General features: G+C 60.9%; 10 protein-coding genes. 6 read left to right on the top strand and 4 right to left on the bottom strand.

Annotated features, from left to right (window positions below; all coding sequences use genetic code 11):
• Nucleotides 1-3: 3 nt before the first annotated feature.
• Nucleotides 4-786 (top strand): acetylglutamate kinase, encoded by a 783-nt coding sequence (gene argB, locus G7Y54_RS01265; RefSeq protein ID WP_165076127.1) that lies wholly within the window; start codon nt 4-6, stop codon nt 784-786.
• An 18-nt stretch (nt 787-804) separates the two neighbouring features.
• On the opposite strand, the gene G7Y54_RS01260 is transcribed toward argB, so the two are convergent.
• Nucleotides 805-1,446 carry an HD domain-containing protein gene (locus tag G7Y54_RS01260; protein WP_241159316.1) on the bottom strand — a complete coding sequence of 214 codons (642 nt, stop codon included), beginning with the start codon at nt 1,444-1,446 and terminating at the stop codon, nt 805-807.
• 178 nt (nt 1,447-1,624) lie between these two features.
• On the opposite strand from G7Y54_RS01260, the gene G7Y54_RS01255 reads away from it, so the two are divergent.
• The 4 genes from G7Y54_RS01255 (at nt 1,625) to G7Y54_RS01240 (ending at nt 7,710) form a co-directional block, all read left to right on the top strand.
• Entirely contained in the window at nt 1,625-2,410 is a 786-nt protein-coding gene (locus G7Y54_RS01255) for a methyltransferase domain-containing protein (protein WP_165076119.1), read from the top strand.
• A gap of 44 nt (nt 2,411-2,454) precedes the next feature.
• Nucleotides 2,455-6,846, top strand: a complete 4,392-nt coding sequence (locus G7Y54_RS01250; protein WP_165076111.1) for an acyl-CoA dehydratase activase-related protein — start codon at nt 2,455-2,457, stop codon at nt 6,844-6,846.
• A 195-nt stretch (nt 6,847-7,041) separates the two neighbouring features.
• Nucleotides 7,042-7,359 (top strand): TusE/DsrC/DsvC family sulfur relay protein, encoded by a 318-nt coding sequence (locus G7Y54_RS01245; RefSeq protein WP_165076107.1) that lies wholly within the window; start codon nt 7,042-7,044, stop codon nt 7,357-7,359.
• A 33-nt stretch (nt 7,360-7,392) separates the two neighbouring features.
• Entirely contained in the window at nt 7,393-7,710 is a 318-nt protein-coding gene (locus G7Y54_RS01240) for a TusE/DsrC/DsvC family sulfur relay protein (protein ID WP_165076103.1), read from the top strand.
• Between the two features lie 511 nt (nt 7,711-8,221).
• On the opposite strand, the gene G7Y54_RS01235 is transcribed toward G7Y54_RS01240, so the two are convergent.
• A complete protein-coding gene (locus G7Y54_RS01235) occupies nt 8,222-8,734 on the bottom strand; it encodes a hypothetical protein (RefSeq protein ID WP_165076099.1) in 513 nt (170 codons plus the stop codon).
• 1,051 nt (nt 8,735-9,785) lie between these two features.
• Here G7Y54_RS01235 and G7Y54_RS01230 point away from each other — a divergent pair.
• A complete protein-coding gene (locus G7Y54_RS01230; RefSeq protein WP_165076096.1) occupies nt 9,786-10,373 on the top strand; it encodes a hypothetical protein in 588 nt (195 codons plus the stop codon).
• 474 nt (nt 10,374-10,847) lie between these two features.
• Here G7Y54_RS01230 and maoP read toward each other — a convergent pair whose 3' ends face one another.
• Nucleotides 10,848-11,255, bottom strand: coding sequence for a DUF413 domain-containing protein (gene maoP / locus G7Y54_RS01225; protein ID WP_165076091.1), 408 nt, complete (start codon nt 11,253-11,255; stop codon nt 10,848-10,850).
• Nucleotides 11,256-12,154: 899 nt separating this feature from the next.
• Nucleotides 12,155-13,384 carry an integrase arm-type DNA-binding domain-containing protein gene (locus tag G7Y54_RS01220; protein WP_165076088.1) on the bottom strand — a complete coding sequence of 410 codons (1,230 nt, stop codon included), beginning with the start codon at nt 13,382-13,384 and terminating at the stop codon, nt 12,155-12,157.
• Between the last annotated feature and the right edge of the window lie 804 nt (nt 13,385-14,188).

Below are 14,188 nucleotides of genomic sequence, written 5' to 3'. Positions count from 1 at the left end.
CAAATGTCCCACTCCACCGTTGTCATCAAGTACGGCGGCCACGCCATGGACAAGCCCGAGCTCTCCCGCGCCTTCGCGGAAGACCTGGCCCTGCTGGCCGGGCAGGGCATGCGCTTTGTCATCGTCCACGGCGGGGGGCCGCAAATAAGCGGGCTGCTCCGGCGCCTCGCCATCGAAAGCCGCTTCGTGGACGGCCTGCGCGTGACGGACGAGGCCACCATGGAAGCCGTGGAAATGGTGCTCTGCGGGCAGGTGAACAAGGCCGTGGTCAGCGAGCTCGCGGCGCGCGGCGTCAGGGCGGCGGGCATCTCCGGGCGCGACGGTGGCCTTTTGCTGGCGCGGCCGAAAAACCCGGCCCTCGGCCTCGTGGGCGAGATAGTGAAGGTGGACCCGGCGCTTACGCGCTGCCTGCTCGAGGGGGGCTTCGTCCCCGTGGTCGCGCCGGTGGCCTCCGGCCCCGGGGGCGAAGCCCTGAACATCAACGCGGACACGGCCGCGGGCGCGATCGCCGGGGCGCTCGGCGCCGAGTATTTCGTGCTCATTTCCGACGTGCCCGGCGTGCTGGACGGGGACGGCACCCTGCTGCCCGCGCTCGATGCGGCCCGCATCGCGGCCCTGCGCGAGGCCGGCGTCATCAGCGGCGGCATGATCCCCAAGACGGAAGCCTGCCTCGGGGCGCTCGCCGCCGGCTGCGGCCGCGCCCTTATCCTCGACGGCCGCGCGCCCTCGAGCCTTCGGCGCTTCCTCCTCGAAGACGCGCCCCTCGGGACGGTGGTGACGGCCTAGGCCGGGCTCCCGAGCGGGTCAATGCGTTTCCGGGAGGCCGTGGCGCACCCACCAGTCCTTGTCCACGCGGCCATACCACCAGCGGTTCGGGTCGGTGCGCAGGATGGCCTCGGCGAGCTCGCGGCCTTCCGTGGTGCGCAGGCGCTTGAGGGCGCTGTCCAGCCATTCGCGGGCGAATTCGTTGCCGCGCGAGAGCTCCGCCTGGAGATTGCAGATGAGGTCGAGCTGGTCGGCGTCATGGGCGAGGCGCGCGGCATCGGTCCGCGCGTCTTCCAGTTCGTCCCAGGCGCCCAGGATGTCGTCGGCAAGGCCCGTGCCAGCGGTGGCGTCCTCGAGGGCCGCCCGGGCGCGGCAGGTGTCGTAGCGGTGGTTCACATAGTTGAAGTCGCCGGTGCGCGCCTCGTGCAGGTCATGGAAGAGGCAGAGCATGACCACGCGCGAGGGCTCAAGCCCGGCCATGCGCGCGAGCATGTAGCCGAGCACGGTCGTCCTGTAGGAGTGCTCGGCCACGCTTTCCTTGCCGCTGCCGAGAAAGGCGTAGCCGCTGCGCGGGGTGTGGCGGAGCATGCCCGCCTCGTTGCACAAGTCCGCCAGGCGTTCCAGCGTTTCCGGCGTGAGGGTGAGCGGCGCCTCGCGGCCGCTTTCCTTGGGTGAGGCCATTGTTCCTCCTGTGCCTTTCATGATGCCGTCCCCCTGCTCTAAACGGAAAGCGGCGCCGTGGCAACTTGCCGTGGCGCGGGCGTGCGGGCATTGCGCCCCGGGGCGCCATGCGTTATATTGATGCGGTGTGCGGAAGCGGCCCGGCGCTGCCGGTTCGCCCGCAAGGAGGCGCAAGAGAGTGCGGCGTTTTTATCAGGAAAGCTGGCAGGGGATACCGTTCACGGCATTCTCGCATATTTCGTTCTTCCGCCTGGCGGACCCCAAGTTCTACGCCACCTTTTATGAAGAACTCTTCCGCCGCTACCAGGGCTGGAACGACCTGCCCTCCCGCTGGCGCGCCAACAAGGCCAAGGACGCCCGCTGGCTCGCCGACCGCATCCGCGAGGTGGTCGCCGGCCAGTGCGAGGACGGCCTGCGCGACAACGACGGGCCCGCGCGCGTGCTCTCCATCGGGAGCGGCGTGGGCTATATGGAAAAGCTCCTCCTCGAGGAGCTCCCCGGGGTGGAGCTCCACGTCAACGAGCCGAGCACCGTGGGCATGCGCTGGCTCCGGCGCCTCATCCCGGCCGAGCGCATCTATATCGGCCTTCCGCCGGCCTGCCTGCCCCCGGACGTGCAGTACGATGTCATCTACCTTTCGGCCGTGGATTACGGCATCCCCACGCGCGAGCTCGTGCATGTGCTCGGGGAGCTGCGCAGCCAGCTCGCGCCCGGCGGCGAGCTCATCTGCCTTTCCGCGTCGCTTTTGGAGGAGGATTCGTTCATCGGCAGCTTTGTGAACGCCATCAAGATCCTCATCCGGGCCGTCCTGCACCTGCTCGGCATCCGCCGGCAGCAGTTCTGGGGCTGGCGGCGCACGCGCGCCGAGTACCGCCGGCTCTTCGCCCAGGCCGGTTTCGGCGGCATCGACGACGGCATCCTCGACGACGGCTTTGAAACCTACTGGATCCTCGGGCGTCCTTAACCAGGCAGCAGGCGGCGGAACAGGCGCCGCAGACCAGTTCAGCGATGGAACTTGACGCTCCGGCGTCGACAGGCGCCGCACAGGAGGCCGCGGCCTCCGTCCCCTTCCCCGCCGGGCAAAGCCACGCCCCGGCCGACACGTCCCTGCACCTCGGGCTTGACATCGGTTCCACCACGGTCAAGGCCGTGCTGCTCGACGCGGACGACCGCATAATCTTCAGCAAGTACCGCCGCCATTTTTCGGATGTGCGCGGCTGCACGGCGGCGCTTCTGCGCGAGATGGCCCCCCTTGGGGCCGGGCGGCCCTGCCGCGCGGCCATTTCCGGATCGGGCGGCATCTCGCTCGCCGGGGAGCTCGGCCTCCCCTTCATCCAGGAAGTGCTCGCCTCGAGCCTCGCCATCGGCCGCAAGATCCCGGATGCGGACGCGGTCATCGAGCTGGGCGGGGAGGACGCCAAGCTCATCTTCCTCACCGGCGGCGCCGAGCAGCGCATGAACGAGACCTGCGCCGGGGGCACCGGGGCCTTCATCGACCAGATGGCGGCCTTCATCGGCACGGACGCCGGCGGCCTCGACCGGCTCGCCCTCAGGCACAAGACCATTTATCCCATCGCCTCGCGCTGCGGCGTGTTCGCCAAAAGCGACATCCTGCCCCTGCTCAACGAGGGCTGCGCCCGCGAGGACATCGCGGCCTCCATCATGCAGGCCGTGGTGGGCCAGACCATCGGCGGCCTCGCGCGCGGGCGCCCCATCAAGGGCAAGGTGGTCTTTCTCGGGGGGCCGCTTTTCTTCCTCGCCTCCCTGCGCGAGCGCTTCACGGCGCAGCTTGCGGAGATGACCGAGGCCGTCTTTCCCGAAGACGGCCACTTCTTCGTGGCCCTGGGGGCGGCCTGGCACGCGCGGCACATGGCGCCGCCGAGCTTTTCTTTCGCGCAGGCGCTGGAACTTCTGGAACACGGCACCCCGCCGGACGCCTGCGGGCGCCTGCCCGCGCTCTTCGCAAGCGAGGAGGAGCGGCGCGCCTTCGCCGCCCGCCATGCCGGCCGCACCGTGGCCGAGCTGCCCCTCGAGGAGGCCGAGGGCGACGCGTGGCTCGGCTTCGACTGCGGCTCCACCACCATCAAGGCGGCGCTCATCGACGCCGGGGGGCGCCTGCTCTATTCCTTCTACGAGGCCAACAAGGGCGACCCGCTCACGGCGGCGCTCGGCGTGCTTGCCGAGATCTACCGGCGCAAGAGGCCCGGCCTCGCCATCCGCGCGGCCGCGGCCACGGGCTACGGGAGCGCCCTGCTCAGCGCGGCCCTGCGCCTCGACATCGACGAGGTGGAGACCGTGGCCCATTTCACGGCCGCGTCCTTTTTCGAGCCCAAGGTCTCCTTCATCCTCGACATCGGCGGCCAGGACATCAAGTGCATGCGTGTGCGCGACGGCGCCATCGACCGCATCAGCCTCAACGAGGCCTGCTCCGCCGGCTGCGGCTCCTTCATCGAGAATTTCGCCGAGTCGCTCGCCATGCCCCTTGCCGACTTCGTGGCCGCGGCCCTCGCCGCGCCCTCCCCGGTGGACCTTGGCACGCGCTGCACGGTGTTCATGAATTCCAAGGTCAAGCAGGCGCAGAAGGAAGGCGTTTCCGTGGGCGACATCGCGGCCGGCCTCTCCTGGGCCGTGGTGCGCAACGCCATCTTCAAGGTGATGAAGATCAGCCACACGGCCGAGCTTGGCGACTGCGTGGTGGCCCAGGGCGGCGCCTTCCGCAACGACGCCCTCTTGCGCGCGCTCGAGCTGGAGCTGGGCGCCAAGGTGACGCGGCCGGGCATCGCCGGCATCATGGGCGCCTTCGGCGCCGCGCTCATCGCCAGAAAGCGCGGGCCAGCAAACGGAACGGCGACAGCACTCATCGGGCCCGAGGCCGTGGCCACCTTCAGCGCGCGCACGGCGACCACGCGCTGCCGGCGCTGCCCCAACGCCTGCCTGCTCACGGTGACGAGCTTCGGCGACGGCCGGCGCTTCATCTCCGGCAACCGCTGCGAGCGCGGCGCCGAGCACGAGCCCCAGCGCCGCCCCAATCTTTACGCCTACAAGCAGGAGCGCCTGTTCGGGCCCTATGCGCCGCTCGCGCCGGAAGACGCCCCCCGCGGCCGCATCGGCATCCCGCGCGCCCTGAATATTTTTGAGAACTATCCGCTCTGGTTCACCCTCTTCACGCGCCTCGGCTATCGCGTGGAGCTCTCGGCGCCGTCCTCCAAGGAGATCTTCTACCGCGGGCACGACACCATCCCCTCGCAGACCGTGTGCTACCCGGCCAAGCTCTCGCACGGCCATGTGCGCGACCTCGTGGACAAGGGCGTCACGACCGTCTTCTTCCCCTGCGTCCAGCGGGAGCAAAAGGGCGCGGGCTATGGCGGCGCGGGTTACAATTGCCCGGTGGTCATCGGCTATCCCGAGCTCCTGGCGCGCAACATGGGCATCCTGGAGGAGCAGGGCGTCACCCTCATCCACGCCTTTTTGCCGCTGGAGCGCGAACTTCTGGGCCGGCGCCTGCGCGAGATCCCCTTCTTTGCCGGCATCCCCCAGGCGGAGATGGAAGCCGCCGTGGCCGCGGCCTTTGACGAGATGGACGCCTACCGCCGCGACATCCGCGCCGCCGGCGAAGCGGCCCTCAAGGAGCTGGCCGACAGCGGCGAAATGGGCCTCATCCTCGCCGGGCACCCCTACCACACCGACCCCGAGATCCACCACGGCGTGGCCGAGCTCGTGACCTCCTGCGGGCTCGCCGTGCTCACCGAGGATTCGGTGGCGCACCTCATGCCCGACCCGGGGCCCCTGCGCGTGGTGGACCAGTGGGCATACCACTCCAGGCTCTACCGCGCGGGCGCCCTGGCCGCCGCGGCCGACAACCTGGCAGTGCTCCAGCTGCTCTCCTTCGGCTGCGGCCTCGACGCCGTGACCTCCGACCAGCTGGAGGAGATCGTCCGCCGCGGCGGGCGCCTCTATGCGCAGATCAAGGTGGACGAAGGCGCCAACTTGGGGCCCGCGCGCATCCGCATCCGCTCCCTGCTCGCGGCCATGCGCGACCAGCGCGAACGGCGCGTGGCCGCGGCCCCTGCGCGGAAAATCCCCCCCGCGGGCGCGGGCTCCCCCCCATGCCGGGCCGCCTGCCGGAAAGCCGGGCCGGCCGCTGCGGAACACGACGACGCCCCGGTCTTCACCCACGACATGCGCCATACGCACACCCTGCTTGTGCCGCAGATGTCGCCCATGCACTTCCAGTTCGCGCCCGAGATCTTCGCCGCCGAGGGCTATGACTCGGTGCTTTTGCCGAGCGTGAGCCGCAAGGCCATCGAGCTGGGCCTCAGGCATGTGAACAACGACGCCTGCTACCCGGCCATCGTGGTCATCGGCCAGCTGCTGGAGGCCGTGCTCAGCGGCGAGTACGACACCAGCAAGATCGCGCTCGTCATCTCGCAGACGGGCGGAGGCTGCCGGGCCACCAACTATGTGGGCTTTTTGCGCAAGGCCCTGCACGACGCCGGCCTTTCGCACATCCCCATCGCGTCCTTTTCCACCAGCATCAGCTCGCCGGGCATCAAGCTCACGCCGCGCATCTTCAAGCGCCTGATCATGACCGGCCACTATGGCGACGCGCTCATGCGCATGGTGCACCGGCTGCGCCCCTACGAGCGCGAGCCCGGCATGGTGGAGGCGCTGGCGGCCGAATGGGCGGAAAAGGCCCGCCGGAACATCGCCTCGGCCGGCGTCCTGCGCTTCCAGCGCAACATGCTCGCCATGATCCGCGAATTCGACCGCCTGCCCCTCGTCACGGAGGAGCGCCGCCCGCGTGTGGGCCTCGTGGGCGAGATCCTGCTCAAATACCACCCCGACGCCAACAACAACGCCGCGCGCATTATCGAGGAGGAGGGCGGCGAGGCCGTGGTGACCGACCTCATCGACTTCTTGCTCTACAATTTTTACGACCACGTGTTCAATTACCGGCACCTCGCCGGTTCGCGGCGCGACGCGCGCGTGGCCATGGCCGGCATCGCCTTCCTGGAGTTCACGCGGCTCTCCATGCGCTACGGCTTCCGCCACAGCCGCCGCTTCAGCGCGCCCGCGCGCTTCCACGAGCTGCGCCGCCGCACGCGCAACCTCATCTCCCTCGGGCACCAGACCGGCGAGGGCTGGCTTTTGGGCGCGGAAATGGTGCGCATGCTCGAAAGCGGCGTGAGCGGCATTCTCTGCATGCAGCCCTTCGGCTGCCTGCCGAACCACATCGTGGGCAAGGGCCTCATCCGCGAGCTCAAGCGCCGCTACCCCAAGGCCACCATCACCGCGCTGGACTATGACCCCGGCGCGAGCGAGGTCAACCAGATCAACCGCATCAAGCTCATGATGCGCGCGGGCCTTGCGGAGGCGCCGGGGGCGGCCCGCTCCGCGTGAGGCGCCCGGGACGGGGACTCGCCTTGATTCTGGAACGTGCTTGCCAGCAGGAACTTTTTATGCCATAAAGCTCCTGTACCTGCGGCAGCCTGCCGCGCGACCAAGTGGGAAACTCGGCCGGAATGGGTTCCGGCTGGCCGACGTCAGGGCAATCCCGTCCCGTCGAGTGAGATTATCTGTCCAAGGAGGACACGCATGGCTGAGATCACCTTTAAAGGCAAAAGCTTTGAAGTTGACGAAGACGGCTTCCTGCTCCGCTTCGATGACTGGTGCCCCGAATGGCTCGAATATGTGAAGGAGTCCGAGGGCATCAGCGATATCACCCCCGATCATCAGAAGATCCTCGATTTCCTCCAGGACTACTACCGCAAGAACGGGATTGCGCCCATGGTGCGCATCCTTTCCAAGAACACCGGCTACAAGCTGAAGGAAGTGTACGAACTCTTCCCCTCCGGCCCCGGCAAGGGCGCCTGCAAGATGGCCGGCCTGCCCAAGCCCACCGGCTGCGTGTAGTCAACACTTTTCCCTTAAAAGGAGGACACGCGCATGGCTGAGATCACCTTCAAGGGCAAGACGTTTGAAGTGGATGAAGACGGCTTCCTGCTGCACTTCGATGACTGGTGCCCGGAATGGCTGGAGTATGTGAAAGAGTCCGAGGGCATTCCGGAAATCACGCCTGATCACCAGAAGCTGCTCGACTTCCTCCAGGACTACTACCGCAAGAACGGCATTGCGCCCATGGTGCGCATCCTTTCCAAGAACACGGGGTACAAGCTCAAGGAAATCTACGAGCTCTTCCCCTCCGGCCCCGGCAAGGGCGCCTGCAAGATGGCCGGCCTGCCCAAGCCCACGGGCTGTGTGTAGTCCCCGCCGCTGTTTCTCCCACTTAATGCATTAATGCAGAAAGCCCCCGGTCATGCCGGGGGTTTTCTGTTTCTGCGGCCGGGCGCAAGGCCCGGAAGGGCGGGGCCAAAAATCGTTGAGGCATGCTATGGGCGCCAGCCTCGGCGGCGCGTGCCCGTTGCCGCCAGGCCCCACTGTCCCGGCTTCTACCCGTAGTGGGGGCGCGCATGTTGGGCTGCCAAGCGAGAGACTTGCGGACTGGCGAAATGAGGGAAAGCCCCCGCTTGTGGCGGGGGCTTTGGTCTTTGCCCCAGGGCAATCGTTGGAAAAAACCTGTCGCCCCGACGCGGCGCACAGCGATGCGGGTGCTGAGGGGCAGCCCCGCCGCGGCCCGACGCCCCAAGCGCGGGAGCCACGTTATCCCCGGCCCTCCAAGGCGGAGGGAGCTCTGCTTTGCGGCTCATTCCCTTCGGGGAGGCCCCTCCCCAAGCTCGACTTGTGCGGCCGCGCCCCCTTTCAGGGCAGCTTCGCGCTAAAACTTGGGAAAAATCTTCGGGTCCCTGGCCTTGAGCTGCTTCATCACTTCCTTGCCGGCCTCGAGGTCGCCAAAGATGGTCACGGCGGCCGCTTCCTTGCCGTTGGCGCCAATCCACGCTCGGCCCGTGGCCTTGCCGCGGGAAAAACCGAATTCCTGCAGGCCGTCCTTTTCCACCGGCTCCTCCACCGTGGCCTTGTCCTTCTGCATGTTGGTGCGCATGTTCTTGGCGATGTCGGCCGCGCCGAGGTTGGCTTTCATCACATTGATGGCGATGGCGCCCTTGTTGCCCGGCGCCCCGAGGAGCACGCTCACCGCGCCGTTCTGCGACTGCACAGGCTTGAGCAGCCGCCAGCCGCCCGGGAGGTCAAGGGTGAAATAGGCCGTCTTGATGACCTTGGGCTGCTGCTGTTGCGTGCCCGGGGCCTGGCCTTGCTCCTGATGGTTCTGGAGGTGGCGCGGCGCCCCCACCTTGGCGGACGCAGCACCAGAAAGCACAAGCGCCGCCATCAACATCCCTGCCACACAGCACACCTTAAAGCCGGTTTTCATCTTCACTCCCTGCTGTCCTGCAAATCGCCTGAAAATTTCTTCGCCGCCGACATTAGCCCGGGAACGCCCCGGAGGTCACCTGCCGGCAAGGCGCAGCATAGCGCGCATCGCCGTGCTACGCCAGTATTGCGGAGGCTCTTGCCCCTGCCCTCGCGTCATCCACCTTTTTAGGCTATGAACGGATTTAATGACACCCGTCTTCCTTCATGCGCCGCGTGGGGAGCTTCTCCCCTGAAGAAACAGCGAAAGTCCGCAACGCCTTGAGTGGTGCGGACTTTCGCTGTTTTTCTCTGAGACTCTTATTGGCGGGAGAGGAAGCCGAGCTATCACTGCAAATTATTGCATTCAATGAATTTACGAAAATAGCCTTTTCCCGGTTGCCCCCAAAGTTGCCCCCCAATTATTTTACAGCTCAAATTCCCACATCTGCCCAGTCCGCCTCACCTCACTAGCGCCAAGGAGTAAAACTTGGGCTTGCCTGAGCTGCGGCTGAGAATCGCAGGTGTACCTTCCCTGCATGTCTCCCATTACCTAGACCATGCATACGGGGGGAGAGAAGCCTCGCCGAGACAAGACCCTGTTGAGCGCATGGTCTGTATGCGTTGCGATCAAGTATAGTAGTTGGTACTCCCGCTAGCCACTCGGCCAATTCTCCACTCGGGAGCGCCCATCAGCGAGCCCGCACAAGCACTTGGCTGAACACATTAAAATATATAATAATTTCATCATATTATATTTATACACCTTGATTTTCGCGCCGGAGTACCAACAGCACAAAGAGAACTAAAACACAAAAAGCAATATGAGTATGAAATTTTGCACTCAATGCTACGATATTCCAGTATTAAAAATATCTCCCCCAAACAACTCAGACTAATAAGTTGTTGCAAAATGCCGAACTCAGATATACTTACTTCCTCACGTAAGATTTTCGCAAACCGGAGATGAAATGAATAATATCTTGTAATAACAAACTTTTTTGAAATAAAAAAGCTGCAGGAGGTTAGACATGCCCATTTATTCGGAAAAGTACACAAAGCCGGAAGAAAAAATTATCGACAAATTCAGCGAGCTCTGGCCTGATTTTACCCGTGGAGACTTCTGGGATCGCTTGAAATGCGGCGGCTACATGACGTTACCAAAGACGATGCCCCTTATGTGCGTCTATATGGACTGCTTGGAGAAGGGGGGCGCCCTCTCTCCAACTTACCTTGCTCTTTGGGCGAATACCTTCGATTTGCCATGCGTCGAGATTAAGCAGGAGGCGCTGCTCGCAATGGAGTCAGGGTTCAGTGGGCAGCGCCCAGTGGATACATGGAAAAAACGAATGCGCGCATTGGAAAAATGGGGATTCATCATGACAAAAAAGGTAGCGAGCGAGTTCAATTTTGTTCTCCTACCCAACCCCCATCTGATTATAGAGAAAATCCACAAGGATCCTGCCATCACCTACGACAAGGAACGGCGGGAAAAAATCTACCAAGCGCTAAGAATAAAAGACCTTGAAATCAAGGGAAACGGTTTCCTGAGCCGAGAGGAACTTAGGAAACGCGAATCGAAAGCTCAAACTGGCAGGCGTTCCGGAAGCAAGCCGTAAGGAGGGTACCCACATGGTACTAGACCTGACGCTGAGCATTGGCGACAACGAGCTCACCAACATATGCCTACTCGCCATGCTCTTTATTGATGGTATCCTAACCCTTAAGAGTTAATGCTTCCTGCGGAATCCCGCAGGAAGCATTAACAAGTTCATCCCTTGGGGAGAGCCGGGCCCTGCTAACGCTTCCGGCAGCTCGGACCAAGTGGCGGCAAGAGTGGCACCTCTTGCCGCCACAATTCTATCCTAGTGGTCGTTTTCCTTCAATGCCTGCCAGTAGTGGGGCTTTAGAACAGAATAGACGAGCAAGGATGACTAAAACGGTAGCAGGTCGCCGGCGCACCAACAAGATAAATCGGCTATCTCCTGAGTAAGCTTTTATTTTGTTGACGTCCCGACTCATACGTCTCGGGTTGCTGAGCCTGTACCATAAACGCAGGAACCCTCGAAGAACAATGGCGGATTTCCCAATTATCACACGGACAAAGCGATAATAGTAGAATATTTATAGTTGATAGGTATCAAATGCATCTCCGCTGGTGGGAGCTTATATTCCTTCCCAATGTCTCGGAATTGTTTTAGGTGGTCGATCCGAAGTATCCCCATATTTACTTTCCCACGTAATTCTTGCATTATATTTTTTCCATATTTTTTCATATTTAGTTTGCGGTGAGATATTTTTTTAAAAACCTCTACAAAGTGGACTTGTGCTGGAGTTATAGGAGAAATATCACCATTTACTAACGCCCGCATCCATTCACCATATTTAACCAAAATTGCCTCTTCTTCTTCCGAAAATATATTATGACACTCGATTGAGAATTCCTTGTATAAATAATACCGATGCCTATTTAATTCTACTTTATCATACTTATTGTTCATACAAAAACTCCTTGATTGAAATATTAAAATTAGCCTTTTCAAGGAATGTTTCTAAAAAGATTTCCTGCTAGATGTAGTCACACTCAGTACCCATTTGAGTTAGATTACAATCTTATAGCAATTAAGATAATATTATAATATATATGTTCTTTATAAAATAAATTACCATCTGTCAAGTTAAGATCCTCAATAAAAATAACACCTCTTCTCCTATATTCGCTGCATGCTACGATTAAGGAGATCTGATACATTTTCATACAATTGCGCATTTTATTATATATAATAATGTACATATCCTTATAAAAAATCTTTTATTTAGCATACTAAGTCCAATTTTGAATATGTATACCCCAAAAAATATTCCATGAATCAAATATACTTATTATTTTTCTAGCTACTTCTCTTAGTTTTATGGACATCTTTAATCGCTTATACTCAACTCCCCAACTAAAGCTGCCCCCAAAGGGCCTCACATTATAATGAGCAACCTTTGGCGCAGGGAGATGTGGGGTCGACGCACGGACTTTTGTTATTCCGGTGTCCTTCCACTGTGGGGTGGCGGCAGGCTACCCGGTGAGCGTTGGAGATCTAAGTCTGTACCACCCTCAGCCTGTTAGTCGTAACCTGCAGCATCCGAAGCCGCTCCTATTCATAAGTTCCAGGGCTGTAGCAAGAGCTTATCCTTTGCTAGACGCTCAGTCCTTGGCCTTGGACATACCGGTGGCGGGCGGGATGTATGCCAAGCTTATCTAGTTCTTGTCGGATACTTTTAACTTTAATTTGCCAGTGTGATTGTCATTTGTATTCTCCTGAGTGGCACCATACCGATCTCACCCTTTGGATTTAAGCGCTCAAGCGGCACGCTTGCCCACTACTTCACGCCTGTGAAGTATAGTGGGCTATAGCTGTCCCTTCTCAGCGGAATGGCCGGCGGATTCCCGCAAGCTGTCCAAGTAGTCGGCCCACGCCCCCATCATGGCCCGGCGCTCCGGGAGATAATCGGCATGGTTATACGCGGCCCGCACCGCGTTCTTCTCCCTGTGGGCAAGCTGCGCCTCTATCACGTCCGGACGGTAGCCTTGTTCATTGAGCAACGTGGACGCCATCGCCCGAAATCCATGAATTGACATGGTTTCCTTGGCATAGCCCATGCGCCGTAGCGCATTGAGCAAGCCCACATCCGTAAGGCAACGCGTGGTGGAAAAGGTGGAGGGGAAGGCAAGCGGCCCGTTGCCGGTGAACTCCCTCAGCTCATGGAAGAGGCGCACCACTTGCGGGGCGAGCGGCACCACATGGGGGCGGCGCTTCTTCATCCGCTCGGCAGGAATGAGCCAAGTGGCGGCGTCAAGGTCGATTTCCGCCCACGGTGCGGCCCGGAGCTCACCGCTACGGACAAAGACATATGGGAGAATTTTCAGAGCGTAGCGCGTCACCACTTCGCCGGGATACTCATCGATAGCCCGCAGGAGCGCACCGATTTCCTTCGGGCTGGTGATGGCGGCATGGTGGCGGATTTGGGCCGGGGCAAGCGCTTCTGTGAGTCCGCTGGCGGCATCGGCCTGGACGATACCGGCAACGCGGGCATAGCGCGTCACCTGCCCGCAGAGTTGCGCCAGCCGGTGCGCCATTTCAAGGCATCCCCGCGCCTCTGTCTTGTGGAGTACGGCAAGGAAGTCAGGCGCTCCCAGTTCGTCAATGGGGCGCGACCCCAGCTCCGGGAAGATGGCAGCCTCAAGCCTTCCCATCACCTGCCGGGCATAGCGGGGCGTCCAGCCGGGGCTTTTCTTGCTGTGCCATTCCCGTGCCACCGCCTCAAAGGTCTGGCCCCTGGCAATCTCCACCGCCGCCGCTTCCGCCTTGGCGGCCTTCCTTTCTTCGCCGGGGTCGATGCCGCGCCGCAACAGGTCTTTGATTTCCCCGGCCCGGCTCCGGGCCTGTTTTAGGCCCACGGCAGGGTAAACGCCAAGGGAAAGCCGTTTCTCCTTGCCCCCGAAACGATATTTGATTCGCCACCACTTGCCCCCTGTGGGGGCAACCTCAATATACAGGCCCTCGCCGTCCGCCAGCTTGTAGCGTTTTTCCTTCGGCTTGGCCGCGCGGATGGCGGTGTCTGTGAGCTTGAAGGGCATAGGGGGCAACTCCTGAAATACCAACACTTACGATTCTGCGTTGCCCCCATTGTTGCCCCCAATTTTCTTGGCTGTCAACGGACTCCAATGGATGTTATGAGGTGAGAAAAGCAGGAAAGTCCGCTACTCTCAAGGAGTAGCGGACTTTCCTGTATCTCTCTGAAACTTTTATTGGCGGAGGGAGAGGGATTTGAATTGTATAGATAATTCATGTAAATAATTGGATAATTAGAAATTACAAACTTATTTGGTACACAGATAGATACACATCTATCTAGCGCCAACACTCGTGATGGGACAGCCCTTCGCCAAGATCACCCCCGCACAACTAGCTTGGACTTACCTGCCTTCTAGCCTCGTGTAAACTTTCGATTCCACGCAAAATCTACCGTTTATACTCCGTGTGACACTTTATTTCAAAAAAAAGTGTCACACTAACTTATTGTTTTTTTTGGAAAATCATTGACGGGTTCCCCAGCGACGCTAATATCTCTTCCACGAGGTGCCACTCGCAGGAGGATTCACCACATGGGGCATGAAATTTTTACCGGAACCCTTTGTCCGAGGATTCGAGTCAAGGAAGTTGCCCACATCCTTGGATGCAGCATTTCAACGGTTTGGGCGTGGGCCAGGGCTGGACTGATTCCTCAGCCCACGAGGGTGGGAACACGATTTTCCTTCTGGCTGCGTGAGGAAATCGAAAAAATTGCCACCGGTAAGGACCCAGATTCGAAGTCTGAAGGGAGGCAGGCTACCACGAATGACATGTAAGGAAAAAGCGGGTGGTTCGGTTGCACCGAACGG

The organism is Desulfovibrio sp. ZJ746, assembly GCF_011039155.1.
Lineage (GTDB): Bacteria > Desulfobacterota > Desulfovibrionia > Desulfovibrionales > Desulfovibrionaceae > Desulfovibrio.
Note: the sequence above shows the minus strand (reverse complement) of the source record. Positions and strands in the feature narration are given on the sequence as shown.